Source organism: Sphingobacterium nematocida (genome assembly GCF_900168125.1).
GTDB classification, from domain to species: domain Bacteria; phylum Bacteroidota; class Bacteroidia; order Sphingobacteriales; family Sphingobacteriaceae; genus Sphingobacterium; species Sphingobacterium nematocida.
Genome location: NZ_FUZF01000001.1, coordinates 73,909 through 98,786, shown reverse-complemented (window position 1 = coordinate 98,786; position 24,878 = coordinate 73,909). Strand labels below are relative to the sequence as shown.

The following is a 24,878-nucleotide window of genomic DNA, read 5'->3' as shown; positions in this document are numbered from 1 at the left end:
TAGTTTGGATATTCCATATGACAACTGAAGATCAAATTATACACATATGAAAGAAATTAGTATTAAAAAGATAGGTATTACTTTTTTAATTGCTTTAGCACTATGGTTTATACCTACGCCAGATGGTGTGAGTCCTGAGGCTTGGCACCTATTTGCCATATTCGCGGCTACTATCCTCGGCATTATATTAAAAGCCGCGCCAATGGGCACGATGTGTATGATGGCGATTGGTTTTACGGCATTGACACAGGTTCTTGCTCCTGGCGATGCCAGTGGATCTATCGTCAAGTCGTTGAGCGGCTTTGGCGATAAGGTGATTTGGCTGATTGGTATTTCTTTTTTTATCGCTAGGGGTTTTATTAAAACGGGACTAGGTAATCGAATCGCTTTTCTTTTTATCAAGATTTTTGGTAAGAGCTCTTTGGGGCTAGCCTATGGGCTGGGATTGGCAGATATGTGTCTGGCTCCAGCTATCCCCAGTAATACGGCTCGTGGAGGAGGTATCATCTATCCGATCATGAAATCCATGGCCATGAGTTTTGGCTCTGTACCGGAGGATCCGACTACCCATAGGAAGTTAGGTTCTTTTTTGACGCTCAATAGCTATTACATGAACCTCATTACCTCATCTATGTTTTTAACCGGGACTGCGAGCAATCCGATGTGTCAGAAATTTGCAGCGAATCTGGGCGTTGATATCTCCTGGATGTCCTGGGCCATCGCTGGATTTATCCCTGGGCTAGCGGCATTTTTTATTGTACCGTTGGTATTGTATAAACTATATCCACCGGAACTCAAGAAAACGGGTGGCGCAGCAAAAATGGCAACAGAGAAGCTGAATGAGATGGGGCCTATTAAGGTCAACGAATGGCTGATGTTATTTGCATTTTTTATCCTGTTGGCATTATGGATTTTTGGAGCATCATTGTCTATTGATGCGACTACTACCGCATTTATCGGTCTTACTTTGCTGCTTCTGACCTCGGTATTGACATGGGAAGATGTCAAGGCGGAGAAGGGAGCCTGGGATACGATTGTATGGTTTGCTGTACTGGTGATGATGGCCAGCTCGCTCAATGAGTTGGGATTTATTGCTTGGTTTAGTGATATTGTTAAAGTACAAATAGGTGGCTTGAATTGGATGGTCGCATTTCCGGTGATTATTCTGGTCTACTTTTTTAGCCATTATATATTTGCGAGCGCGACGGCACACGTTGCAGCCATGTATGCCGCGTTATTGGGGGTAGGTATTTCGTTGGGGATTCCTCCGATGTTGCTCGCTATGATGCTGGGTTTTATGGGCTCTATCTATGGGGTATTGACCCACTACGGACATGGACCTGCTCCTGTGTATTTTGGTAGCGGTTATGTGGAGCTAAAAGCTTGGTGGTTACGCGGATTGGAAATCGGTATTCTACTATTGGTGATCTATATGGTTGTGGGTGGGTTATGGATGAAGGTAATTGGTTATTATTAAAATTGTATCGCGATGTTGACAACATTATCTCGTAAAATGCTGCTGTGCCTGACGGGACTATTTTTAGCATTTTTTCTGACTATACACCTGTTGGGAAATCTACAGTTATTTATGCCCGAAGAGGAGGCTCGGCTTCAATTTAATTGGTATTCTAACTTTTTGTCTGGTAACGCATTGATAAAGATGGTGTCCTATGTGTTATATCTGAGTATTATCTTACACGTAGCCGATGCATTGATCGTTACGATGAAAAATAGTAAGTCTTCAAAAGGATATCAAAAAGATCAGAGGGGCCGGGCTAGCAAGTGGTATAGTCGTAATATGGGAATACTAGGTTCTCTTATCTTAATTTTTCTGGTTATTCACTTCAAAAACTTCTGGTATGTATATAAGTTTGGGGAACTGCCCTTGGATAGCAATGGTCATCGGGATCTTTACCTGTTGGTAGTGACTACCTTTCAGGAGTGGTGGTATGTGGTTATCTATGTGCTGTCGATGGTCGCGCTCTGCTATCACCTGATTCACGGCTTACATAGCGCTTTTAGGACACTCGGGCTATTTCATCCAAAGTACATGCGATGGCTCAAGATAGCAGGAGAGGTATATGCCGTCTTGATCTGTGTAGGCTTTGCGATGATGCCTATTTATATATATATCAGCAGGGGTTAAACTTAAGATAAAAGCGTATGAACTTAGATGCAAAAATTCCCGAGGGGGCATTGGAAGATAAATGGGATAATTTTAAGAAGCAGGCAAAGTTGGTTAATCCGGCCAATCGCAAGAAATTGGATGTGATTGTTGTGGGCACAGGATTGGCAGGGAGTTCGATAGCTGCTTCTTTGGCCGAGATGGGGTATCAGGTCAAGGCCTTTTGTTTTCAGGATAGTCCAAGACGGGCGCATTCTGTCGCAGCACAAGGAGGAGTAAACGCCGCTAAAAATTACAAAAACGACGGCGATAGCGTATATCGTATGTTTGTCGATACATTGAAAGGGGGCGACTTTCGGGCGCGAGAGGCCAATGTATACCGGATGGCCGAGTGTTCGCTAAATTTAATTGATCAGGCTGTCGCACAGGGAGTACCTTTCGGACGGGAATATGGAGGGTATCTCAACAATCGCTCTTTTGGAGGGGTACAGGTAAGCCGTACCTTTTATGCTCGAGGACAGACTGGGCAACAGTTGTTGTTGGGAGCCTATCAGGCGCTGATGCGTCAGGTAGGAAAGGGAGGGGTGAAGCTCTATTCCAGACACGAAATGTTGGACCTGGTTTTGATTGACGGCAAGGCCAGGGGTATTATCGTACGTAATCTGGATACAGGTGAATTGGAGAAACATGCGGCTCATACGGTGGTATTGGCTACGGGTGGCTATGGAAAGATATACTACCTATCGACATTAGCAATGGGTTGTAATGGGTCGGCTATCTGGCGTGCCTACAAGAAAGGCGCATTGATGGCGAGTCCAAGCTGGATACAGATACATCCTACCTCTCTGCCCCAATCGGGAGATTATCAATCGAAACTGACTTTGATGTCTGAATCGCTACGTAACGATGGTCGGATTTGGGTTCCGCTGAAAGAGAATGAAGCCAGGAATCCGAACGATATTCCAGAGGAAGAAAGGGATTATTATTTGGAAAGAAGATATCCTGCTTTCGGAAATCTGGCACCCCGGGATATTTCTTCCCGGGCGGCAAGGGAACGTATCGACGCTGGATTCGGGATTGGCCCATTAAAAAATGCCGTGTATCTAGATTTTGCGAAGGCTATTCGAGAACAGGGACGAGAAAAGATTGAGGAAAAATACGGTAATCTATTTGATATGTACCGTAAAATAACGGGTTTTGATGCCTATGAAGAGCCTATGATGATCTCGCCATCGGCACATTTTTCCATGGGTGGATTGTGGGTTGACTATGAGTTGATGACTACCATACCTGGTCTTTTTGCGCTTGGTGAAGCGAATTTTGCCGACCACGGCGCTAACAGGTTGGGGGCTAATTCTTTGTTGCAAGCTTCGGTAGATGGGTATTTTATAGCCCCTTATACCATCGCTAATTACCTTTCGGGAGATATTCATACCGGAAAGATTCATGTTGATCATCCGGAGTTCGAAAAGGCTCAATCGGCTGTAGAGACTAATCTTAAGCGCTTTATAAATATCAATGGTAGCAAAACAGTAGATTATTACCACAAAACGCTGGGAAAGATTTTGTATGACTATTGCGGTTTGGCACGTAATGCGGAGGGATTGAATTGGGCTATTTCGGAAATTCGCAAGTTGAGGGAGGACTTTTATAAAAACGTAAAAGTGTCTGGTGCTGCAGAAACCATGAACAGTGAATTGGAAAAAGCTGGGCGGGTAGCCGATTATTTGGAAATAGGAGAATTGATGTGTTTTGATGCGTTGACCCGGAATGAATCGTGTGGAGCACATTTTCGAGAGGAGTATCAGACGCCTGAAGGGGAAGCAATGCGTAACGACAGGGAATTTCAGTTTATCTCAGCCTGGGAATGGACTGGTGCGGATAAAGATCCGGTATTGCACAAGGAGGATCTTAGCTTTGAAGTCGTACAACCTATTGTCCGCAGTTATAAATAGATGGGGGATATTTTATAGAGTCGCTCGATTTTTCGGGAGAAGTTAGTGATAGATAAAAAAATAGATACATATGATATTAAATCTTAAAGTTTGGCGACAAAAGGACCGCGAATCGACAGGGCGATTGGTAGATTATGTCTTAGAAAATTTAAATCCACACATGTCTTTTTTGGAAATGATGGATACACTGAATGAGACACTGGTATTGAGCGGGGAGGATCCGGTAGAGTTTGATCACGATTGTAGGGAGGGTATATGTGGGCAATGTGGAATGATGATCAATGGTATAGCACACGGCCCCTTAAAAAATACGACAACTTGCCAATTGCATCTCCGTTCGTTCAATGACAACGACACGATTACAATTGAGCCTTTTAGATCAGCAGCTTTTCCTGTAAAAAGAGACTTAAGGGTGGATCGAACTTCGTTTGACCGCATTATTTCAAGTGGAGGGTTTGTTTCTATAAATACGGGACAAGCGCCCGATGCGCACGCGATACCGGTAACGCATCAGGTCACCGAGGAAGCTTTTGATGCAGCAGCGTGTATAGGCTGTGGTGCCTGCGTTGCCACCTGTAAGAACGGAAGTGCCGCTTTATTTACCTCGGCAAAAATAAACCATCTGGTCCTATTGCCACAAGGTAAAGAGGAGCGGCAGGAGCGCGTACTTCGCATGGTTAAACAGATGGATGCAGAGGAGTTTGGACATTGTTCTAATACCGAAGCTTGCGAGGTGGAATGTCCACAGGCGGTGTCTGTGTTGAATATAGCACGAATGAATTACGAATACAATCGGGCATTGTTAAGAAGGAAGTAATCAAGCAATAAATAGACGACACGTAGCACATGTATGAAAAAGACGAAAGCGGTGAATCGCCTTCGTCTTTGTTTTGTAGTTTCCTAACGCTATGAAGACCACAAATTGTATTAAACAGTATAATTTAAAAAAATCTAATTCTATCGTTATTATCCTAGGTTTAGTTGTTAAGATAAAGGTTTTCAAACGGGGAGAATGAAAACCTTTAATAACCAATTATAAACCTAAATTATGATGATACAAATATAGTGTATTTATAACACTAAGTAAAATTTAATTTACTTTTTTTATTGGTTCTGAATTGTACTGTTTCTAATACCTTATCGTTTGCAATCTGCAGTCCAGGCTTTGCCGTCTTTGGCATATATAATATCCAGGTCAGAAGCCGTAACCGTTATGGTGCCAATAGCATTGTCGTTAAAAATAATAGTGTTGTTATCTCCTTTTTCCATAATAATATTTCCTATTGTAGGTATTCCATTGGAGAAGTTGAAGGAGTACTTATCACCGATTTTGGTTACAGTTACTGAACCGTTGGTGCGTGCCACATCTGTATCACTATCGTTTGTACTACTAAAGGAAACAGTCCCTTCATATTTTCCGATAAAAAGATCGTTATCTGCAGGATCATCATCTTTGCTGCAGGCGGCGAACGTGAACAATGTAACGGTGACAAAGAGTAAGCTTAAGATTTTGAAAGTCGTTTTCATACATGTAAAATTTAGTTCTATAAAAATATGTCACAGGAATATGACAATAGGGGTGCCAATACCGGCATATTATAGAATGTTAACAAAAATTAACGATATTTTAATGTAATTCAATAAGCTGTACCTCAGTTTTCCTACAATAACTTATGAGGTGGACACCTTTGTGTGTTTGCTCTGGTAGAAATCGTAAGTATATACATTATAAGGTAATAACTTTTGGGCAACGATACGGGAAAGTAGGCAGCAAATGAATAAAGGAACAAGTAGATCATAGCCATTTGGTGCCATGCTGCTAACCAAAATCATCGCTGTAAATGGAGCAAATATAGCCGAAGATAAAGTTGATGCTGCCCCCAGAAGGACAAAGTTGAATACAATCAAATGGGTGCCCAGATAATGATTACTTAGGCTCGCGAATAGTAAACCTAAGAATGCGCCGGCAACAATACTAGGTGCAAACACACCGCCATCTCCACCTGCACCTAATGTGAGCGATGCGGCTATCGGTTTTAGTAGGATGAGCGCAATAAGAAGTAAAAACGGGACTTCCTGAGTAAAGATTGCTTTTTCGACAAGGTGTATAAGGCCGTGATAACTATCTCCATATAATATCGGGAAGAAGAAAAGCATTAAACCAACTAGAATGGCGCCTGAGTTGACGCGTATAAAATTGTTATGGATCTTTGCGAAAAATGTTTTAATCCAGATAACGAGTATGGTAAAATAAACCGATAACACACTAGCAAATAAACTCAATAACAGAAAAAATGGAATAGCATTCCAGTTCCACCCTTGAATGGGGATAGAAAAAAACGGTTTACTTTCAAAAAAATGGATAAATAACCAAGCGACGAATGCCGAAACGGTACAGCTAACCATTATTGATTTTCTCCTTTTTTTTGCGATTACTTCCATAGCAAAAAACCAGCCCGCTAAAGGACTGGCAAAAAGAACAGCTACTCCCGCTGCGACACCGGCACAGACTAACTCTCGCTTATATTTCTTTGCGGTATAATTTTGTTCATATGTTACGTTGCCTACGGTAGCGGTAGCCACAACCGTTGAAACTTCAACGCCAGTAGACCCCCCAGAAATCACAGTTAAAAATCCGTTGAGGTAATGAGATGGAATCTTAAAAAAGGGTAGATGATCTTTCCGTTGATCAAGAGTTTTGTAGATTTCTGTGATTCCTTTGTTTTTTCTGTTTTGGAACAAATACTTCCTTAGAAAATAAATAGCTGTGATACCGATACTAGGTAAAAGGATAAGCAGACTCTTTTGGAATGATATTGCTGCAGTGTATACTTTCGACTCGAAAAACTCTGTCAAAAACTTTAAAGATAGACCAAGTAAGGAACAGATAAAAGCTACAAGAACCGATAAAATGATAAGTTTGAGGTAGCTTTGAAATATGGTTTTGCGACGTTGCATGCTTTGTACTTTTGAATGCCGGTTCAAAAGTACAGTATAATTGCCTAAAATTATAACCAAAGCGGTTAATTGTAGCCCACATCTCTCTTTTATAGATATATGGGCTACACGGTTTTATTTTATTTCGATCATTTTATTTGGATCTTTTGTCTCTTTAATCTCCCGCTCAACAGTGATTTTAATAATCGAAAGTAAAACCAAAGCCACTGCAAGAATAGCGATAAAAGGAAAAATAATTGCGATAACCAATGCGAAAATCAAAGGGATATTTAGCCATTGCTTTCCAGATTTGGAGGATACGCTGATCTTGGAATCCTGTATTGTGGTGAATACTTTTTGAAAACCGCTTGTGATGTTTTCGTTATTGAAGTCGAATGTTGTTTTAGTTGCCATGTTATTTGTTGTTTTATTTGTTTGTATAGTCCAAAGATAGTAGGGCAGGCCGGATTGGTATAGCATAAATAGGTTAGTTTGGGCGGATGCTCGGTGAAAGTATAAAATGAGTCGGTAAAGAGGCACCGGATTATTGCATAAAAATTAGTAACTTCGAGTAATTTAACAATATAGATATTTCAATACATTGAGATTTGATGAATTTGGCTTCATTCCTACATTGGAAGAGGGGCTTGATACTATGGGGTTTGTAGAAGCTACACCCATTCAAGAACAGACCATACCGGTCATATTACGCGACGAAGATTTAATCGCCTGTGCGCAGACTGGAACGGGCAAAACCGCGGCTTACTTATTGCCTATTTTGCATAAAAATGGACAGGAGCCTCAAGAGCGCGTAGATACTATTGTATTAGTCCCTACGCGTGAATTGGCGTTGCAGATCGATCAACAGGTGATGGGGTTGGGGTACTTTACAGGGACAACTTCAATTTCGATCTACGGCGGTGGTGACGGAATGGGGTATGAACAACAAAAGAGAGCCATTCGAGAAGGGGTCAATATTATAGTAGCTACTCCAGGACGATTGATTAGCCATATGGCTTCAGGCAAGTTTGATTTCAGCGGCCTTAAACACCTTGTGCTTGACGAAGCGGATACGATGTTGGATATGGGCTTCTATGATGATATTATACGTATCATCAGTTATTTGCCGCAAAAGAGACAGACGCTTTTATTTTCGGCGACGATGCCTACTAAAATCAGAGGACTAGCCAAGAAAATATTGCATAATCCAACCGAGATAAATATTGCGATCTCCAAACCTTCCGAAGGAATTGATCAACACGCCTATCTGGTATACGATGAGCATAAAAATGATCTGATCCGCCATATACTTAAAGATCCTAAGTATTCTAGTGTGATTGTTTTCGCTTCTAAGAAGGAGATCGTGAAAACGTTGACGAAAGACCTGATCAAAAGTGGTATTGCTGCAGAGGGATTTCACTCGGACCTAGAGCAGTCGGAAAGGGAAGATATCATGAGCCGTTTTCGCGCCAAGAAGCTGAATGTATTGGTAGGTACTGATGTTATTTCTAGGGGTATCGATATTGTGGGTATTAGTTTGGTAGTCAATTATGATGTACCTCCGGATCCTGAAGACTATGTGCATCGTGTAGGACGTACAGCTCGCGCAGCAACCACCGGAACGGCTATTACTTTTATTAACGTGAAGGATCAAGGTAAATTTGCATTGATTGAAAAGTTGGTAGAGTATGAAATAACCAAGGTACCTTTGCCTGATGGTTTTGCTGCGGGACCTGAATATACTCCAAAATTGAAGAGTAACAATAGAAATAAGCGAAAACCATTTAATAAAAATAGAAAATTCAATAAACCCAAAAAGGCCTCATCATAATGATTTCGTTTGCGAACGCTAAAATTAACCTGGGATTACTTGTGACCGAAAAAAGGTCTGATGGTTATCATAGTATTGAAACGGTATTTTATCCCATCAAGTTGTATGATGTAATCGAAATGTTGCCTGCTGAAGTAAATCGGTTTCAAACGGCAGGCTTGTCGATTCCAGATCAAGGAGACAATCTGTGTGAACGGGCTTTTCATGCGCTGGAAAAAGACTATAGCCTGAAGCCCGTTAGTATACAACTTTTGAAGAACATTCCGATAGGTGCGGGCCTGGGGGGTGGATCATCTGATGCTGCTCAGGTGTTGAAGATGTTGAACGAGTTTAATGATCTAGGATTAAGTATGGCGCAATTGGCAACTTACGCAGAGCGGTTAGGCGCCGATTGTCCTTTCTTTTTGGAGAACAAAGCTGTTTTTGCATCAGGAATCGGTACGACATTTGAATCCGTTGAATTGAATTTGTCAGACTATTTTATTGTGGTGATAAAACCTGACATACACATATCAACGGTAGAGGCATACCAAAATATAGTACCCCAGACCCCAAAGGTGGATCTAAAAAGGGCTATTCAGCTACCGATACAGGAATGGAAATATCATCTAGTTAATGATTTTGAACTGGGCATATTTGAAAAGTATCCGCAGATAGCGTTAATTAAACATGAACTGTATCAGCGAGGAGCTATTTATGCCGCTATGTCGGGTTCAGGATCTGCTGTGTACGGTATTTTTCAAGAGGAAGTAAACCTTGACGAGCTAAATGGGCTTGGCAAAGTATACTACCCTGTGGATCTTTAGTATCGTTAACTCCGTAAATTAGTTATTCCTTCTTCAATAAAGTGGAGACTAGATTGGCTTCATTGATAGGTTTATTAATGCTACCATCAAAATGATATTTTTGATTCGATCTAGCTTCTAATAACATATTCTCGGCTGTACATACCAACACCTTTGTTGCTCCTTTCGTATCATCCGATTTGACGCGGTTTAAGATATCCCAGCCGTCTAGGTCGGGCATGACTAAGTCGGTGATAACAATATCTACAGGATTGGATTTGATGAAATTCCAAGCTTGAATACTGTTGTCAAATAAATGAACATTTTGGTTCGATTTGAACAGTTGTTGTACAAAGAAAAGCCCTATACGACTATCGTCTATAAATACGATTCTAAGGTGGGAAGGAAGATCCGAAACGGATAGCACCCGGCTCTCTTTTTCTTGGATCAAACTCTTTTCTATAGGTAATTCGAAAGTGAATTTTGTGCCTTTTCCGGCTTCGCTCGCAAAGGAAATGGTGCCTTTTATTTGTTCACTTAATAACTTGGAGATATATAACCCCAGTCCAAAACCACCAGCCTTATTCTTGTTGTCAGCAACATAGTATTTTCTGAATATTTGGTCTTTTTTGCTGTCAGGAATCCCTACACCGGTGTCTATGACCTGTATAACAATCTTTTGCTTGTCATTGACTTTTTTGAGGCTAGCTATGATGTGAACAGATCCCTTTTGGGTATATTTTATAGCATTAGATACCAGGTTGGATAGCACCTGCTTGAAACGGAAAGCATTGCTCCAAATAACCAATGAAGAATCTATATTGTTTTCCAGATGAAGTTCTAGATTTTTAACTTCGGCTTGATATTGATGTAAACCAATTGTATCTTCCACTAATTTGTGTGGGGAGAAATAATCAAACTTAATCTCTAAAGCTCCCGACTCTAACTTGCTCAGGTTTAAAATGTCATTGATTGTGGTATTGATAACTGCGATGTCGTTGTCCACGGTTTGGATGATCTCTTTATCTATAGTTTTAGCATCGTTATTATTTTTCAAAAGATTGACAACTCCTTGTAAGGATACCAGGGGCGAACGTACTTCATGACTGATGTTTGCGAGTACGTTGGTCTTCTCTTCGGCGATCTTAGATGCGTACTCTTTTTCCTTGAGTAGTTTTCGTTCGTATGAAGCCACTTCATACTGATAATATATCAAAAAGACAATCATCAACAGCATGATAGATAATGCGATGATCAATTGATTTCCAAAGTTTTCAGAGTTTTCTTTGTACCATGCAAAATCCGCCTCTTCTGCTTTTTGAATCTCGTTGAGTTCTATCTGTCTTAGATTTTCTATTCCAACCTTCAAATTGTTCAAGAGTGCATAGTTAGAAAGGATGAGATCTTTTTCCGCACCTTGGAGTTTCTGAAATATGGTACGGAGATCACGGAGATTATTCCGGTATATCTTTTCGTTGGTAGAAATCAAGTGATCAATGTTACGTTGTACGATATCTACCTGATTTAGATTCAATACCTCGTTGGTCTTTTGATTGACTAACGTGTCATTTTTTGCTTTGAATATTCTATTAAAAAGCCCTTCTTTTTTTCGCACAACGGTATCCTTCTCTTGTGCAATTTTTAAGGTATCTCGAAGGATGCGGCTAATGATGGAGTCGGACTGTGTGATGCGTGGTTTCTGGGAAATACTACTTTTTTGCACGGTAAGCGAGAGCAAAGAGTCTTGCGCATAGTATACGATATCATCTACCTGTTTTTTTAGGGAGGCGTATTGCAAAGCTAAATTACCTTGTGTCACGCCATTTGTGTTGCCTTTGACAGGATTACTTTCTAGGGGTAGGGAAGCTAGAGAGTCCACCACTAGTTTAATAGTATCTAGTTTACTACGGTAGCCTTGGAAATCATTCTCATCAAAATTTATCGTGTATAGACGGAATAGATTGTCTGCTTCACTAAATGTTGAGAACAATTTATACAGTGCAGGTGATTGCAGGTGCCCTGATGAATAGGCAGCGTTTAATCTGTTTTCCACCTTTTTATATTGCAGGTACTGATAGATAAATATCGAACTTAATATTGCAAACGATAGGATAAGGCTGAATAGCACTATTCTCCTTAAAGTTAAATTTGATTTGTCTGGCACGGACCTTGTATTTTTACAGTGTAAGAATCTGTTGGAATTAAACGATTAATATACTGTGTGTTAATTCCTAGTTTTAGTTTGTGCAAATGTAACAAAAGTAACCGAGTAATTTAATGACACTGATTATATTTGTGCAAATATGAAATATTTTTTACATATGGAATGGATAATTGAACCTTGGCCTTGGTACGTGGGAGGCCCATTGGTAGCATTGATTATGCTGGCATTGATTTACTTGGGAAAGAGTTTTGGCTTTTCTTCGAATTTTAGGACGATGTGCGCCGCACTAGGCGCCGGAAAGTCTTGTGGCTTTTTTGATTTTGATTGGAAGTCGCAGAGCTGGAATTTACTGTTTCTCCTCGGTTCGATTATAGGTGGATATATTGCAGCACATTATCTATCCAATAATCAGATCCCGGCAATCTCAGCGGATACTATCGCACAGTTAAAAGCGATGAATTTCAATAGCGCAGGTCAAGCTTACGTACCATCGGAGATCTATGCCGATATGTCGTTGCGTAATGTTGTATTGCTGGTGGTTGGCGGTCTATTTATAGGCTTTGGCACACGCTATGCAGGGGGATGTACTTCAGGTCATGCAATCTCAGGCTTGAGTGATCTGCAATTGCCGTCGTTGATCGCAGTAATTGGTTTTTTTATCGGTGGACTGTTGATGGTTCATGCATTGTTCCCTCTAATTTTTTAAGCTTATGAGACAGATAGTATTTATTGCTTTAGGTGTTTTATTCGGAATGGTCATGTACAAAGCAGAGGCTGCGTCATGGTTCAGGATCTACGAAATGTTTAATTTCCAGTCCTTTCATATGTACGGATTTATCGGGAGCGCCTTGTTTGTGGGGACGATAGGGGTACAACTTATGAAACGCTCGGGTAAAGATGTTGATGGAAAGAAAATTAAAGTGAATGCGAAAGATCGTTCTATATCCCGTTATTTGATTGGTGGTACTTTCTTCGGTTTAGGCTGGGCTTTAGTCGGAGCTTGTCCAGGACCTATTTTTGTCTTGCTTGGTGCGGGAGTATATCCTATGATTATAGTGATAATAAGCGCGCTATTAGGTACCTTTATCTACGGCTTGATAAAGGATAAATTGCCGCACTAAAGTTTCATGGATATAAAAGGTGTTTTAAAAGCTTATTACCCTGATCAATTTGAAGAGGGGCTTATGGATGAAATTGGAAAAGCTGCACAGCTGTTCCAATTTCATCCACAGGATATTCTGATCGACATGGGCCAAGCGATCACGTCGATGCCTATATTGCTTGAAGGCGCAATAAAGATTATGCGTGAGGATTATGGAGAAGGAGAATTGCTTCTGTATTTTTTGGAAAAGGGGGATACCTGTGCCATGACTATGGCTTGTTGTCTTGGAGATAAACGAAGCAATATTCGGGCAATTGCGGAGACAGAAGGCAGCGTACTTATGATTCCTGTTCAAAAAATGGATGAGTGGTTGGCGAAATATCCTTCTTGGCGTAAGTATGTATTTGACAGCTATAACAATCGGATGGAGGAAATGCTGGAAGCAATAGATAATCTAGCTTTTAAAGATATGTCAGGTAGGCTCAGGACTTATCTATTGAATGTAGCTACAATTAATAAGGGGCGCGTAATCAATAAAACACATTTGGAGATTGCAAATGAATTGAATACATCGCGGGTCGTCATATCCCGTTTACTCAAGTCGTTGGAGAAGGAAGGCTTTCTCCTTCTGAATAGGAATGTAATAACAATAAAATAAAAAGAGGGAACCTAGGTTCCCTCTTTTTATTTTATCCTTTACGTAGGTATTTTGTCAGAATTACGATAGTTTGACCTTCAATCTTCCCTTCAATTTGTTCCGTGTTATCGGGTACTAAGCGGATGTTTTTGACAACAGTTCCGAGTTTTGCATTTAGGGAAGAGCCCTTGACGTCCAGTGTTTTGATCAATACTACGGTGTCACCTTCATACAGACGTGTGCCGTTGGAATCTTGATGAAAATCGACCGTGCCATCTTGCTCATGGTCTCCCGTTTTTTTTGCCCATTCCAGATTTTCATCGTCAAGATAAAGAATATCCAGATTATCGGCGGCCCAACCTTCGTTTCTTAGTCTGCTAAGCATGCGCCAGGCAACAACTTGTACAGGAGGGTGTTCGGACCACATGGTGTCAGACAGCACCTTCCAGTGATCGACGTCTAGTTGTTCTCTTTTTTCTATCTGTGACTTACATACTTCACAGATCCAGATACAGTTTTCTAAGTTCGCATTTGAAGTAGGGGGTACTTCGTATTTAGAAAGGTCTGAACTGCTTGTACAAAGCTCACATTGGTTTCCGCTTCTTTCGGCTAATAAGTTCTCTAAAGTCATAGTGCAAAGATACACAATTTTTCGTTTTGGGTTTTTCGATAAATTAATGAGAAACTAATCAAACAATCGCATGGAGATTTGTTCGACAGTTTATCAAAAAATAATAGGACGCTATCTATTTCTTTTGGCAGAGATTTTGTAATATTAGCACTAGATTATTAACTTAAAAATAAGACAGCTATGAAATGGCAAGGCGGTAAACAAAGTGACAATTTCGAGGATAGAAGAGGTATGTCTTCAGGAGGGAAAGTGGCAATCGGCGGTATAGGTGGTGTTATCATCCTGCTGATCGGTCTTTTTATGGGTGGAGATCCAGGGCAGCTATTGCAGCAGATGGCGACGCAACAGGAGACGACAAGTGGCGGACCCCGAGAACTCAGTGCCGAAGAACAAAAATTAACGGCGTTTTCGAGAGTCGTGTTGCAGAGCACGGAAGACGTTTGGGGGAAATTATTTAGAGAGCAAGCGAATCAGGACTACCCTCCAACCAAATTGAAAGTTTATGATCGCGCGACAAATACAGATGGTTGTGGCATGGGACAATCGGCTTATGGACCTTTTTATTGCCCTGCGGATCATAGTATATATATAGATCTAACATTTAACGACGAGCTGCGTGAGCGGTTTGGAGCAAAAGGAGAATTTGCATTGGCGTACGTGATCGCGCACGAAGTAGGGCATCATATACAGAATATTCTAGGTGTTCTGCAAAAGACAAATGCGCTAAGAGCGAAAATGAGCGAGCGGGAATATAATAAGATTTCTGTAATGACGGAACTGCAGGCTGATTTTTATGCCGGTGTGTGGGCTCACTATGTGAACGAGACCTCGGATGTGCAATTGACCTATGAAGATATTGTCGACGGGATGCGAGCAGCAGCAGCAGTGGGGGATGACCATATACAACAGCAGGCCCAAGGACATGCTAATCCGGAGTCATTTACACATGGCACTTCTGAACAAAGAGCCTATTGGTTTAAGAAAGGCTATGACAGCGGTGACCTAAAAGCTGGGGATACTTTTAACGACCCAAGTTTGAAGTAGTTTACTGTACTAAAAGATTACAGCCGCGGATATCAGAGTTGTCAAAACGGCCTAAGATTTCAAAAGATTGATCGACATGGATCTTTCCAAGATCTTGGGTAGCAATAAACGAACAGGAGTGATAATTGGCCAAATCAATGACATTTATTGCGCCTGTTTTTTTGTTTTCCAAAAGACTTAATGGGTCGTTGGTATCCCGGATTAGAATTTTCATCCACGGTGGGGTATAAAATAAACCATCTCCATAAGAATAGCCTTGGGACAACAACTCGGTCATTCCGTATTCCGAATGTATATGCTGAACCCCAAATCCTTCTTTTAGCAATTGGTGTAGCTCGTCGCGCACCATCTCTCTGCGCTTGCCTTTCATCCCGCCGGTCTCCATGACAATCAAATCTGGAAACTCAAGTTGGTATTGTTCGATGAAATCCAATAAGGCATAGGTAACACCTATCAGTATCGTCTTGGTGCCCTTTTGCTGTAGTTTTAGTAGTGTATCTAAAAGATCTTGGTGGTTGTACAGAAAATAACCGCTTTCCGACTGTCCAGATGCTTGAATAAGATCGTCGACCATATAGATCAAAGACGAACCGTCGCGTTCTAGGTAGGAGGGTAATAGGGCTAGAATGGCAATATCTTGTATATTGCCATAGAAAAGTTGAAATGCTTTTCTAAAACTGTCCGTATACCATTTCAAATCAGGTACATGGTGCTTGCTATTGGTCATTCCTGTGGTACCCGAGCTACTAAATGTTATCGCAGCGGACAACTCCTCGGCGAGTACCGACTGTGTCTTGAAGAACTGTATCGGGAGGAAGGGGATCTTTCGGTAATCCGTTATAGAACAGGGATCAATTCCAAGTGCTTGGATATAGCTTCGGTAAACAGGTGTATGCTGTGCCTGATAACGAAAGATTTCTAAAGCGGCCTGGTTGAATTCTGTCGCTGTTTGTATATCAAAAACCTGTTCCCTATTTATCATAGGTGCAAAATTAGAGTTTTCCTTGATGCAAATCAAGGAAAACTCTAAGTGTTATCTACAACATACCACCGTCTACAGGTAGCACTTGTCCTGTGACATAAGCAGATAAGTCAGATGCCAAGAAAAGACAAGCATTTGCAACATCTTCCGGTTCGCCACCACGTTTTAACGGAATTCCGGCTTCCCATCCCTCCACAACTTTAGGGTCTAGGACCTCTGTCATCTCTGTCCGGATAAATCCCGGTGCAATGACATTTGCGCGGATATTTCTAGAACCTAGTTCTTTGGCAACAGATTTTGTGAATCCTATGATACCAGCTTTTGAAGCCGCATAATTGGCTTGTCCAGCATTGCCCTGTACGCCAACTACAGAAGACATATTGATAAATGAACCTTTTCTGTTCTTCATCATGATTTTAGAAGCCGCCTTGGTGACATTGAAGATGGATTTTAGGTTAATGTTTATGACATCATCCCAGCTCTCTTCAGTCATACGCATTAATAAACCATCTTTGGTGATTCCCGCATTATTAACGACGATGTCCAATGTTCCGAATTCGCTCACGATATCATTGATCAGGTTTTCTGCCTCGTCAAATTTAGAAGCATCCGAACGGTATCCTTTTACTTTAGTTCCAAATGCCTGCAACTCATTCTCTAGCGCCAGGCCCTTTTCTACAGAAGATAGGTAGGTAAATGCAACACTTGCGCCATGCTGTGCAAAAACTTCAGCAATCTTACGTCCGATTCCTTTTGAAGCTCCTGTGACTAAAGCTACTTTTCCTTCAAGTAATTTCATATGTATTTTTATAAATAATTTTTTCTTTTTACTGTTGGGGAACAAAAATAAGCAAATTTTGAGAGACTACTAAGTTTATTAAATGTAGACGATAATTTTTAGTTTTTGAAACTATTCAATTTTAATGTGATAAAATGTAATGGAAATGAGAGAATTTTGACAAAATCATTCGTGATAACCGAATACGAATGTTAATTTTGCAACAATTTAAACAAGTCATGGGCAAGAAAAAACAAAATACAGAAGTTGACGTCGTTCTGATTGGTGGTGGTATCATGAGTGCTACTCTTGGAGCATTAATCAATGAGTTAAATCCAGATATCGATATTGAAATCGTCGAGCGTTTGGATATTGTTGCAGCAGAGAGTTCGGATGCATGGAATAATGCAGGGACAGGTCACTCTGCCTTGTGTGAATTGAACTATACGCCCGAGCAGGCTGATGGATCGGTAAAAGTAGACAAAGCAATAAAGATTGCTGAGCAGTTTGAAGTATCCAAGCAGTTTTGGGCATATTTGGTGGAAAAAGGAATTGTTAAAAATCCCAGCCACTTTATCCGTAAAGTACCACATATGAGTGCTGTTTTTGGAGAGAAAGATGTTCGTTTCCTAAAGACTCGATTTGAGAGCATGGAAAAAGAAACGCTTTTCAAAGGCATGGAATATACAGAAGACAAATCAGTGCTTAAGGAATGGATTCCATTGATGATGGAGGGGCGGGCTGCCAATGAGCCGATGGCCGCTACTAAGATGGATATCGGAACAGATGTAAACTTCGGTGCACTTACTCGGGATTTGATTGATTATTTAGATAAAAAGGATAACATAAAGCTTGCTTTACATCAAGAGGTAAAGGATATTGAACGTGAAGATGATGGTCGTTGGGAGATCGAAGTTAAAGATCTGAAAACAGGAGAGAAGCGCGAGATCAAAGCGAAATTTGTTTTTATCGGTGCTGGTGGACACTCCTTATTGCTTTTAGAAAAATCCGGAATACCGGAAGCAAAAGGTTACGGTGGTTTCCCTGTAGGTGGACAATGGTTGCGTTGCAACAATGAAGATATCATAAAACAGCATCATGCTAAAGTATATGGCAAAGCATCTGTCGGAGCGCCTCCGATGTCAGTGCCGCATTTAGATACGCGTTACATCGATGGCAAACAAGCATTGCTTTTCGGTCCTTATGCTGGATTTTCGACAAAGTTCTTAAAGCAGGGCTCGTATTTTGATTTGCCGGCTTCTATAAAGCTATCTAATATTAAACCAATGTTGTCTGCTGGATTGGACAATCTTCCCTTGACTAAATATTTAATCACGGAGGTGATGAAAAAGCCAAAGGATAAATTGGATGCATTGAAGCAGTTTATGCCGACGGCTCGAATGGAAGACTGGGGGATAGAGAAGGCTGGACAACGTGTACAGGTAATCAAGAAAGACCCGAAACACGGCGGAATATTGGAGTTCGGCACAGAAGTAGTTTCTAGTGCAGACGGCTCTATTGCTGCCTTGCTTGGTGCTTCTCCGGGGGCTTCTACTTCTGTAGAGATCATGATTCAGCTATTAAAACGTTGCTTTCCGGAACGAGCAAAATCCGATGAGTATAGAAAGAAACTTCGTGAGATGATACCTTCATGGGGGCAGTCTCTGAATAATAATGCCGAATTGTGTGCAGAGATGCGTGCGCATACGCATCGTGTATTGCAATTGGATTAAATATAAAAACTATTTATGGGGTGCAGGTTCCGCATTCGTGCGGAACCGAGCTGAGATTATACCCAATCCTACGTCTAGTAGGAGGAACCTGATCCGGATAATGCTGGCGTAGGGATTAATTTTGCTCTTATCAAAGCATACCCATAAATAATGTCCTTGATTACATTGTTTATGGAAAATATTCTCGAAAATATTAGTAACGCATTCCTGCAAACTTCTTGGTTAGAACGCTTCTCTGCACTCTGTGGTGTCGTGCAGGTACTGCTTTCTAAAAATAATAAGGTGTCCAATTATTTCTTCGGAATTATGGGGATTGTATCCGGCATGTATGTGTTATTTGGCGCTAAGTTGTATGCAGAGATAGCCTTGAATATGTATTACCTGATCATGAGTATTTATGGCTGGTGGTATTGGTCCAGTAGCAAAGCTGCGCGGGAACAACCGATCACGAGCTGTACAAAGAGAGACTGGAGCGTGGTGGCGGCGATCAGTATACTTGGATTTGTTTTCTTGTTTTTGATTCTCGAGCATGTGACGGACTCGGATGTCCCAGCTTGGGACGCTTGGGTATCCGCTACCGCCTGGGCAGGCATGTGGCTTTTGGCCAAACGGAAGGTCGAGAACTGGTTATTGCTTAATGTGAGTAATCTGTTTGCTGTCCCGTTATTAATACATAAAGAGCTGTATCTGTTTGCGGCCCTTACTACTTTCTTATTTACCGTTGCTATCTTCGGTTATTTTAATTGGCGAAGGCTAATGAGAAATTAAAACCCCTCTGAAAATGATGATTTGTGAACATGCAATACAGGTAATAAGAGATAATCAGTTGGCATCTATGCAAGCGAGGACTTTGGTCGAAGCGCAATTGGGTTTGATCTACGAGAATAATTGGTTCAATATATGGGTCCCGGCTTCACTCGGAGGTTCGGAAATGAGTTTACAAGATGGTTTGAACCTCTTGGAAGAACTAGCTTATTGGGATGGTGGCATGGCCTGGACGGTGACGCTATGTGCTGGCGCCAATATGTTTGCAGGTTATTTGGACAAAGAGTTAGCTACTAAAGTCTTTGCCGATCCGAAAGTCTGTTTGGGCGGTTCGGGACGTGCTACTGGAACAGCAGTATGGGATGGGGAGCGTTATACACTTACAGGGTTTTGGCGCTTCGCAACCGGAGCACCTCACTTGAGCCACTTTACCCTAAATAGTTTTGTTTTTGACGGCAACGAACCGAGGTTGGATGAATCGGGAGAACAAGTGGTATTTTCATTCCTAATACCCCGTGACAAAGTACTCGTACATTACGATTGGGATTCCTTTGGTTTAGCTTGTACAGCAAGTCATAGTTTTTCCTTAGATAAGATTGCGATAGAGCCAAATCATGCCTTTCAGATTAAACCGGAACATCGCGCAGAAGATACTGCATTGTACCGGATTCCTTTTATGCCTTTTGCAGAATTGACACTTCTTGTCAACTATATGGGGATGTACAGAAGGTACCTCGATTTGGTCGAAAAATACTTTTTCGAGAAGTCGAAGGAGGAGAGTTGGTTGTCAAAATATGGAAAGGCCTATTTCAGAAACGTAGATGGCCTTCGACTCCAGTTAGAATCGGATCGCGAAAAGGTAAGTTTATTTGCTGATTTATTATGGCATGAATCAAAACACTCAACGATAAAAACCGTGCTTTTAGATGATATTGCTCGTGAATCTCGGAAAATCGTGAAAGGCATTCGAGAAGAAACGGTCCGCCTCTTTCCATTGTTAGGCATTGGCGCAGCGCAAAATGGGGCGGAACTAAATACAGTCTTTAGAAACATATTTACAGCAACACAACATAGTCTGTTGAATATTTAAACAACTTAACTAGCAGTCAAACTGCATGGTGCCTTCATAGACTTGTGGACTGCCCGACAATATGATGAGGAGACGCATCTCTTCATAATCCCTGGGACTGGAAAAGATAAAATCTAATTGCCCATCTCTGTCGAGGTCTCCGATAAATTTCAATTCGGTCGCAGTATCGTTATAAGACGATTGATTGATTAACGTACGAATGAGTTTGCCATCGCGATACAACTTTAGGGTATAGTTGGTATTTGGGTTATTCCGTTCTTCATCTTTATAGAACCGGATACCTGAAGCCTGTAGCTGGTACTTTTGATTTTGATACGTAAATTGGAATGGCTCTCCTGGTTCAATGATCGGCTTTGGAAAAGCGATGCTGTCTACACTACCTTTTTGTATGGTCGGTATATTGAAGAATAACAAAACATCTTCTTTGGGTACAATCGTCTCCGTCGGAAGCCCTGAACAGGGTTCCTCATCTTCATTTTCGATGTGGTAAAGCGCAGAAGTTACTGCATAAGAACCATCTTTTAAGTGCAATTCAAGCCAGTTGTTGTTGATAATCTTGGATACGGGATCTCCCCATACACGATAACGAACAGGCATTAATACATGCCCCTCGATAATCGAGTCTGAGGAGATCGGAATCTTGTGGGATACCGCAGACGTTGAGATACTGTCACTCTGGACGATTACACCGTCGCCAACCGAATCGTTTGTCTTCGCTTTTTGGGTCTCGCTCGACTTTTGTTGACAGGCGGAAATAAGAATCATAAACAGAAAGCAATAGCCGTATTTTATCATATACCTATATCTAATGTAATGCGCTGGCGATAATATCAAAAGCTTCCAAACGCTTAGCATCGTCAAAGATATAATTTGTTGTCATTATTTCATGGGCTTTGTGTTGATTTGCAAAATCAAGCACTTCTTTTTTGATGATCGATTCTGTGCCGATAAAAGTGCAGCTTACCATGCGGTTTACAGCTTCTTCTATTTCGGGGATACCATGATAAATAGGCTTTTCAGTCGGAGGAGACAGAGGCTTTCTTAAATTGGTCAATATGCCTGCGAACATATTAAACAAACTGGTCGACAAGAAATGTGCCTCATCGTCTGTTGGTGCAGCAACAATATTGACGCAAACGATAAAATAAGGTTCTTTAAGTGCAGCAGAAGGCTTGAAGTTGCTATAGTATAAAGCAGAAGCTTGCTCTAGCATTGCTGGAGCAAAATGAGCTGCAAAGGCGTAGGGTAACCCCAACTCAGCCGCTAAGTAAGCACTATCGGTGCTGGAACCAAGGATGTATATAGGCACGTCGAGACCTTCACCTGGGAAAGCCCTTACTTTTGCATCGACATTATTTTCATCCAGATAACGTTGAAGTTCTAGGATATCGTCTTTAAAATAGAATGAAGTATTGAGATTGTTTCGACGTAATGCCATTGCCGTGAGCTGGTCTGTCCCTGGCGCTCGTCCTAGACCTAGGTCTATTCTACCTGGGTATATACTTTCCAATGTGCCAAACTGTTCGGCTACGACCAGTGGGGTGTGATTGGGCAACATGATGCCTCCCGAACCCACTCGTATTTGTGATGTTTTGCCCGCAATATGACCGATAAGGACTGCGGTGGCCGAACTGGCAATATGTGGCATATTATGGTGTTCTGCCAGCCATATACGATGATAACCTAAACGTTCTATATGTTGTGCACCGACGACAGCTCTATTAATAGCTTCCGATGCGTTACTGTTTTTACAGATTGTTGCTAACTCTAGTGCAGAAAGTTTTATTTTTTCCATAACTTAAAGATACAAGGAATGAAAAAAAGGTCTGTAATGGTTTTGTCTTTTATTAAATCTTGTGCCCATGTATGACAATCGGATTACCTAAATAGTCCGTTGTAAAGAAAAGATATTCGCTACCACCATCTTTGATTTTAAACTTTTTTTTGATTTCTTCGACCTTCATCGGAAAGTTTTTGGAAGCTACATTGGCTTTGTCGATGGTGTGTCTTTTTTTGAACGCGGATAGGGTAAATACCTCTTTTACCAAAAATGTCCTTCCTGGAAAATCTTCCTGAAAATCAGAAGAAGTGTACAGATGGGAATGCGTATGGATTTTGAAGAGATTGAACCGTTTAGCTACCGTTTTGAAGGCTCCGGCTTTGGTAACACTGACATCAGGGTCATATAGATAAGTCAGTGGTTCTGACGTACGTATTAATGCCTGTTTCTCTTCCTCAAGTGTAAAGGTAAGGGTTTGGATCTGATCTAGAAATAGTCGTATTGCAGCAAGTCGAGGTTCGCCTGTGTAATTTGCATCCTGCACAAATAATAGCTCTTTACAATCTGCATCTACACTAATAATATAGATGAGCTTGACATGCTTTAGTTTTTGAAGCGCAGTACTGATATCCAATAAAGGGGAGACCTTACAAATGATGAATCTCGACTTTTCAAAAAACATATCCTGGTTGGCAATAATATTAGGCTCACAATCTTCCAACAGAAAAACTTTGGAATGATTGATCCTTCTGGAAGGGTCGATTAGGATATAATCTAACGAGTGATTGTCTTGATTTCTGACGAACTCGACGCCATCGGTAGCGATACAGACCAAATTGGGCACCCCTAGTACGGATGCATTATGCTTGACGATCTGCGATAATCGTTCATTAAGTTCGCAATGCACGACAATCTCTGCCTCCTGTGCCATGTAACAGCTGTCGACACCAAAACCACCCGTAACGTCCACAACCTTGCTTCCCTTTTTGATAAGGGTCTGTTTGATTAAGGCCGTATGCTCAGAAGAACACTGTTCGATGTTTATTTTGTCTGGATAATATATGTTAGAAGAGAAAGCCCATGTTGGCAGTTTACGTACGGCACGTTGCCAACCATCGATCTGAGCTGCGATTTCCGAAGAACTCACAGCATCAAACGGACTCTTCTTTAAAGCTACACTGCTGGGCGATTGTTCCCGGTTAGCTTTAATAAAAGCCTGTACTTCTTTATCCAGTATATGGTTATTCATCAATATTTTTCACTAACATTTGACAGGTATAACTGTCCTTAAGTTCGCGAATTATTTCTTTATTTACTAATACCCGATCGATTGTTTGTTGATTATAGTAACGGATAGTGATCAACTCAAGACCGCGTTCTACAGAAACTTTGTATCTTTTTTCTAGCTCGGCCAGCAGAGTCTCAATGTTCTGCCCTGTACTATCTATGGCAACCGAAAAGCTGATCGCACTGTTGTGCATCATGTTAACCTTAATACGGTATTGGTGGAAAAGGTTAAAGATATGACTCAGGTTATCCTCTACAATAAAGGAAAAATCACGAGGTTGAATACTGATAAAAGTCTGATTTACCTTAAAAATAAACGAAGGGACAGGAAGTGTCTGATTCGTTGTTCTGATCTTTGTTCCTGGGCTTTCCGGATCTAAAAATGACCTTACATTAAGTGTGATTTTCTTATTTTGTAGTGGCTTTATAGTCTTCGGGTGGATTACTGTTGCCCCATAGTAGGTAAGTTCAATCGCATCGGTATAGGATAGTTCTGGAATTAGTTCGGTCTTTTCAAACCATTTGGGATCCGCATTTAAAACTCCGGGTACATCTTTCCATATAGTGATGTCTTCGGCATTTAGGCAAGATGCAAATATTGCGGCCGAATAATCAGACCCCTCTCTTCCTAAGGTTGTTGTGAAATTTTCAGAAGTAGATCCGATGAATCCTTGGGTGACGACCACATTATTATCTAGGATTTCGGGAAGATCCCTTCTTATTTTGTCTTCCGTAAGATCCCAGTTAACCTGAGCCTCGCGGTAGGTATTGTCGGTCTGTATATAATTTCGGGCATCGATCCACTTCGTAGGAATACCGATATGCAAGCAGTAAGCTGCGAGTATTTTGGAGGACACCAATTCGCCTATAGAAACAATCTGGTCAAAAAGATAGTCGTAAGTATCCTGAGGCTCTTCCTCTAGAATCCATTCAATCTCTACAAAACAATTGTTGATATCATTGAACGCGGGATGATTCGAATCCCCAAATAAATCCTTAAGAATATTAAAATGATCGGCTTTTACTTCCGCTAATAATGCAAAAGGATCCTTTTCCTGGTAGTAGTACGCCTGTGTAAGTTCTTCCAGTTTATTTGTCGTTTTGTTAATAGCGGACACTACGACAAGCAATTCAGAAGACCTGTATCTTGACAATATAGAAGTTACATTTTTTATGTTATCGGCACTTTTTACAGATGCGCCACCAAATTTAAAAACCTGCATTAATGTATTATATGTATAAGAGTTAAGGT

24 protein-coding genes are annotated in these 24,878 nt (G+C 41.1%); 13 read left to right on the top strand and 11 right to left on the bottom strand.

Annotated elements, in window-relative coordinates:
• Nucleotides 1-46 precede the first annotated feature (46 nt).
• From B5X76_RS00460 to B5X76_RS00445, 4 genes are all read left to right on the top strand, one after another.
• Nucleotides 47-1,477 carry an anion permease gene (locus B5X76_RS00460; protein ID WP_079640459.1) on the top strand — a complete coding sequence of 477 codons (1,431 nt, stop codon included), beginning with the start codon at nt 47-49 and terminating at the stop codon, nt 1,475-1,477.
• Between the two features lie 12 nt (nt 1,478-1,489).
• Nucleotides 1,490-2,146, top strand: coding sequence for a succinate dehydrogenase cytochrome b subunit (locus B5X76_RS00455; RefSeq protein ID WP_079640458.1), 657 nt, complete (start codon nt 1,490-1,492; stop codon nt 2,144-2,146).
• Between the two features lie 17 nt (nt 2,147-2,163).
• Nucleotides 2,164-4,080: a fumarate reductase/succinate dehydrogenase flavoprotein subunit gene (locus B5X76_RS00450; RefSeq protein WP_079640457.1), complete on the top strand. Its 1,917-nt coding sequence runs from the start codon at nt 2,164-2,166 to the stop codon at nt 4,078-4,080.
• Between the two features lie 70 nt (nt 4,081-4,150).
• Complete coding sequence (locus B5X76_RS00445; protein ID WP_079640456.1) at nt 4,151-4,897, top strand: succinate dehydrogenase/fumarate reductase iron-sulfur subunit; 747 nt, start codon at nt 4,151-4,153, stop codon at nt 4,895-4,897.
• Between the two features lie 320 nt (nt 4,898-5,217).
• On the opposite strand, the gene B5X76_RS00440 is transcribed toward B5X76_RS00445, so the two are convergent.
• From B5X76_RS00440 to B5X76_RS00430, 3 genes are all read right to left on the bottom strand, one after another.
• Complete coding sequence (locus tag B5X76_RS00440) at nt 5,218-5,607, bottom strand: hypothetical protein (RefSeq protein WP_079640455.1); 390 nt, start codon at nt 5,605-5,607, stop codon at nt 5,218-5,220.
• 144 nt (nt 5,608-5,751) lie between these two features.
• A complete protein-coding gene (locus tag B5X76_RS00435; protein WP_079640454.1) occupies nt 5,752-7,038 on the bottom strand; it encodes a chloride channel protein in 1,287 nt (428 codons plus the stop codon).
• Between the two features lie 114 nt (nt 7,039-7,152).
• Nucleotides 7,153-7,431 carry a DUF4342 domain-containing protein gene (locus B5X76_RS00430; RefSeq protein ID WP_176140944.1) on the bottom strand — a complete coding sequence of 93 codons (279 nt, stop codon included), beginning with the start codon at nt 7,429-7,431 and terminating at the stop codon, nt 7,153-7,155.
• Between the two features lie 187 nt (nt 7,432-7,618).
• On the opposite strand from B5X76_RS00430, the gene B5X76_RS00425 reads away from it, so the two are divergent.
• Complete coding sequence (locus tag B5X76_RS00425) at nt 7,619-8,848, top strand: DEAD/DEAH box helicase (protein ID WP_079640452.1); 1,230 nt, start codon at nt 7,619-7,621, stop codon at nt 8,846-8,848.
• Nucleotides 8,848-9,654, top strand: coding sequence for a 4-(cytidine 5'-diphospho)-2-C-methyl-D-erythritol kinase (gene ispE / locus B5X76_RS00420; protein ID WP_079640451.1), 807 nt, complete (start codon nt 8,848-8,850; stop codon nt 9,652-9,654). Before B5X76_RS00425 ends, ispE begins: the two co-directional genes overlap by 1 nt.
• Before the next feature lie 22 nt (nt 9,655-9,676).
• Here the strand turns inward: ispE and B5X76_RS00415 are convergent, their stop codons facing one another.
• Nucleotides 9,677-11,686, bottom strand: a complete 2,010-nt coding sequence (locus tag B5X76_RS00415) for an ATP-binding response regulator (RefSeq protein ID WP_245800876.1) — start codon at nt 11,684-11,686, stop codon at nt 9,677-9,679.
• 268 nt (nt 11,687-11,954) lie between these two features.
• Between B5X76_RS00415 and B5X76_RS00410 the strand changes: the two genes are divergently transcribed.
• The 3 genes from B5X76_RS00410 to B5X76_RS00400 are packed head-to-tail and all read left to right on the top strand — an operon-like array spanning nt 11,955 to nt 13,557.
• Nucleotides 11,955-12,503 (top strand): YeeE/YedE family protein, encoded by a 549-nt coding sequence (locus B5X76_RS00410; RefSeq protein WP_079640809.1) that lies wholly within the window; start codon nt 11,955-11,957, stop codon nt 12,501-12,503.
• A 4-nt stretch (nt 12,504-12,507) separates the two neighbouring features.
• On the top strand, nt 12,508-12,918 hold the full coding sequence (locus tag B5X76_RS00405) for a DUF6691 family protein (protein ID WP_079640449.1): 411 nt from the start codon (nt 12,508-12,510) through the stop codon (nt 12,916-12,918).
• 6 nt (nt 12,919-12,924) lie between these two features.
• Nucleotides 12,925-13,557 (top strand): Crp/Fnr family transcriptional regulator, encoded by a 633-nt coding sequence (locus B5X76_RS00400; RefSeq protein WP_079640448.1) that lies wholly within the window; start codon nt 12,925-12,927, stop codon nt 13,555-13,557.
• A gap of 31 nt (nt 13,558-13,588) precedes the next feature.
• Here B5X76_RS00400 and B5X76_RS00395 read toward each other — a convergent pair whose 3' ends face one another.
• Nucleotides 13,589-14,167 (bottom strand): PhnA domain-containing protein, encoded by a 579-nt coding sequence (locus B5X76_RS00395; protein ID WP_079640447.1) that lies wholly within the window; start codon nt 14,165-14,167, stop codon nt 13,589-13,591.
• 180 nt (nt 14,168-14,347) lie between these two features.
• Between B5X76_RS00395 and ypfJ the strand changes: the two genes are divergently transcribed.
• Entirely contained in the window at nt 14,348-15,211 is an 864-nt protein-coding gene (gene ypfJ, locus B5X76_RS00390) for a KPN_02809 family neutral zinc metallopeptidase (RefSeq protein WP_079640446.1), read from the top strand.
• Nucleotide 15,212: 1 nt separating this feature from the next.
• Here ypfJ and B5X76_RS00385 read toward each other — a convergent pair whose 3' ends face one another.
• Nucleotides 15,213-16,193: a LuxE/PaaK family acyltransferase gene (locus B5X76_RS00385; protein WP_079640445.1), complete on the bottom strand. Its 981-nt coding sequence runs from the start codon at nt 16,191-16,193 to the stop codon at nt 15,213-15,215.
• A gap of 55 nt (nt 16,194-16,248) precedes the next feature.
• On the bottom strand, nt 16,249-16,992 hold the full coding sequence (gene fabG / locus B5X76_RS00380; RefSeq protein WP_079640444.1) for a 3-oxoacyl-[acyl-carrier-protein] reductase: 744 nt from the start codon (nt 16,990-16,992) through the stop codon (nt 16,249-16,251).
• 188 nt (nt 16,993-17,180) lie between these two features.
• Here fabG and B5X76_RS00375 point away from each other — a divergent pair, with 188 nt between their 5' ends.
• The 3 genes from B5X76_RS00375 to B5X76_RS00365 all read left to right on the top strand — a co-directional run bounded on the left by B5X76_RS00375 (nt 17,181) and on the right by B5X76_RS00365 (nt 20,559).
• Complete coding sequence (locus B5X76_RS00375; protein WP_079640443.1) at nt 17,181-18,704, top strand: malate:quinone oxidoreductase; 1,524 nt, start codon at nt 17,181-17,183, stop codon at nt 18,702-18,704.
• A gap of 171 nt (nt 18,705-18,875) precedes the next feature.
• Nucleotides 18,876-19,472, top strand: a complete 597-nt coding sequence (gene pnuC / locus B5X76_RS00370; RefSeq protein ID WP_079640808.1) for a nicotinamide riboside transporter PnuC — start codon at nt 18,876-18,878, stop codon at nt 19,470-19,472.
• A gap of 13 nt (nt 19,473-19,485) precedes the next feature.
• Nucleotides 19,486-20,559, top strand: coding sequence for an acyl-CoA dehydrogenase family protein (locus tag B5X76_RS00365; RefSeq protein WP_079640442.1), 1,074 nt, complete (start codon nt 19,486-19,488; stop codon nt 20,557-20,559).
• A 9-nt stretch (nt 20,560-20,568) separates the two neighbouring features.
• Here B5X76_RS00365 and B5X76_RS00360 read toward each other — a convergent pair whose 3' ends face one another.
• The 4 genes from B5X76_RS00360 to B5X76_RS00345 are packed head-to-tail and all read right to left on the bottom strand — an operon-like array spanning nt 20,569 to nt 24,849.
• On the bottom strand, nt 20,569-21,324 hold the full coding sequence (locus B5X76_RS00360; RefSeq protein ID WP_139375157.1) for a hypothetical protein: 756 nt from the start codon (nt 21,322-21,324) through the stop codon (nt 20,569-20,571).
• Between the two features lie 40 nt (nt 21,325-21,364).
• Entirely contained in the window at nt 21,365-22,354 is a 990-nt protein-coding gene (locus tag B5X76_RS00355; RefSeq protein ID WP_079640440.1) for an LLM class flavin-dependent oxidoreductase, read from the bottom strand.
• 52 nt (nt 22,355-22,406) lie between these two features.
• Nucleotides 22,407-23,588 (bottom strand): THUMP-like domain-containing protein, encoded by a 1,182-nt coding sequence (locus B5X76_RS00350; RefSeq protein ID WP_079640439.1) that lies wholly within the window; start codon nt 23,586-23,588, stop codon nt 22,407-22,409.
• Nucleotides 23,581-24,849 carry an aspartate kinase gene (locus B5X76_RS00345; RefSeq protein WP_079640438.1) on the bottom strand — a complete coding sequence of 423 codons (1,269 nt, stop codon included), beginning with the start codon at nt 24,847-24,849 and terminating at the stop codon, nt 23,581-23,583. Before B5X76_RS00345 ends, B5X76_RS00350 begins: the two co-directional genes overlap by 8 nt.
• Nucleotides 24,850-24,878 lie beyond the last annotated feature (29 nt).

What these genes read in the sequence shown, in the direction of transcription:
- B5X76_RS00385 (WP_079640445.1), bottom strand. Translation starts at nt 16,193, where the DNA reads ATGATAAATAGGGAACAGGTTTTTGATATACAAACAGCGACAGAATTC.
- B5X76_RS00440 (WP_079640455.1), bottom strand. Translation starts at nt 5,607, where the DNA reads ATGAAAACGACTTTCAAAATCTTAAGCTTACTCTTTGTCACCGTTACA.
- B5X76_RS00350 (WP_079640439.1), bottom strand. Translation starts at nt 23,588, where the DNA reads ATGAATAACCATATACTGGATAAAGAAGTACAGGCTTTTATTAAAGCT.
- B5X76_RS00405 (WP_079640449.1), top strand. Translation starts at nt 12,508, where the DNA reads ATGAGACAGATAGTATTTATTGCTTTAGGTGTTTTATTCGGAATGGTC.
- B5X76_RS00345 (WP_079640438.1), bottom strand. Translation starts at nt 24,849, where the DNA reads ATGCAGGTTTTTAAATTTGGTGGCGCATCTGTAAAAAGTGCCGATAAC.
- B5X76_RS00435 (WP_079640454.1), bottom strand. Translation starts at nt 7,038, where the DNA reads ATGCAACGTCGCAAAACCATATTTCAAAGCTACCTCAAACTTATCATT.
- B5X76_RS00355 (WP_079640440.1), bottom strand. Translation starts at nt 22,354, where the DNA reads ATGGAAAAAATAAAACTTTCTGCACTAGAGTTAGCAACAATCTGTAAA.
- ypfJ (WP_079640446.1), top strand. Translation starts at nt 14,348, where the DNA reads ATGAAATGGCAAGGCGGTAAACAAAGTGACAATTTCGAGGATAGAAGA.
- B5X76_RS00460 (WP_079640459.1), top strand. Translation starts at nt 47, where the DNA reads ATGAAAGAAATTAGTATTAAAAAGATAGGTATTACTTTTTTAATTGCT.
- pnuC (WP_079640808.1), top strand. Translation starts at nt 18,876, where the DNA reads ATGGAAAATATTCTCGAAAATATTAGTAACGCATTCCTGCAAACTTCT.
- B5X76_RS00430 (WP_176140944.1), bottom strand. Translation starts at nt 7,431, where the DNA reads ATGGCAACTAAAACAACATTCGACTTCAATAACGAAAACATCACAAGC.
- B5X76_RS00450 (WP_079640457.1), top strand. Translation starts at nt 2,164, where the DNA reads ATGAACTTAGATGCAAAAATTCCCGAGGGGGCATTGGAAGATAAATGG.
- B5X76_RS00400 (WP_079640448.1), top strand. Translation starts at nt 12,925, where the DNA reads ATGGATATAAAAGGTGTTTTAAAAGCTTATTACCCTGATCAATTTGAA.
- B5X76_RS00395 (WP_079640447.1), bottom strand. Translation starts at nt 14,167, where the DNA reads ATGACTTTAGAGAACTTATTAGCCGAAAGAAGCGGAAACCAATGTGAG.
- B5X76_RS00445 (WP_079640456.1), top strand. Translation starts at nt 4,151, where the DNA reads ATGATATTAAATCTTAAAGTTTGGCGACAAAAGGACCGCGAATCGACA.
- B5X76_RS00365 (WP_079640442.1), top strand. Translation starts at nt 19,486, where the DNA reads ATGATGATTTGTGAACATGCAATACAGGTAATAAGAGATAATCAGTTG.
- B5X76_RS00360 (WP_139375157.1), bottom strand. Translation starts at nt 21,324, where the DNA reads ATGATTCTTATTTCCGCCTGTCAACAAAAGTCGAGCGAGACCCAAAAA.
- B5X76_RS00375 (WP_079640443.1), top strand. Translation starts at nt 17,181, where the DNA reads ATGTTAATTTTGCAACAATTTAAACAAGTCATGGGCAAGAAAAAACAA.
- fabG (WP_079640444.1), bottom strand. Translation starts at nt 16,992, where the DNA reads ATGAAATTACTTGAAGGAAAAGTAGCTTTAGTCACAGGAGCTTCAAAA.
- B5X76_RS00410 (WP_079640809.1), top strand. Translation starts at nt 11,955, where the DNA reads ATGGAATGGATAATTGAACCTTGGCCTTGGTACGTGGGAGGCCCATTG.
- ispE (WP_079640451.1), top strand. Translation starts at nt 8,848, where the DNA reads ATGATTTCGTTTGCGAACGCTAAAATTAACCTGGGATTACTTGTGACC.
- B5X76_RS00455 (WP_079640458.1), top strand. Translation starts at nt 1,490, where the DNA reads ATGTTGACAACATTATCTCGTAAAATGCTGCTGTGCCTGACGGGACTA.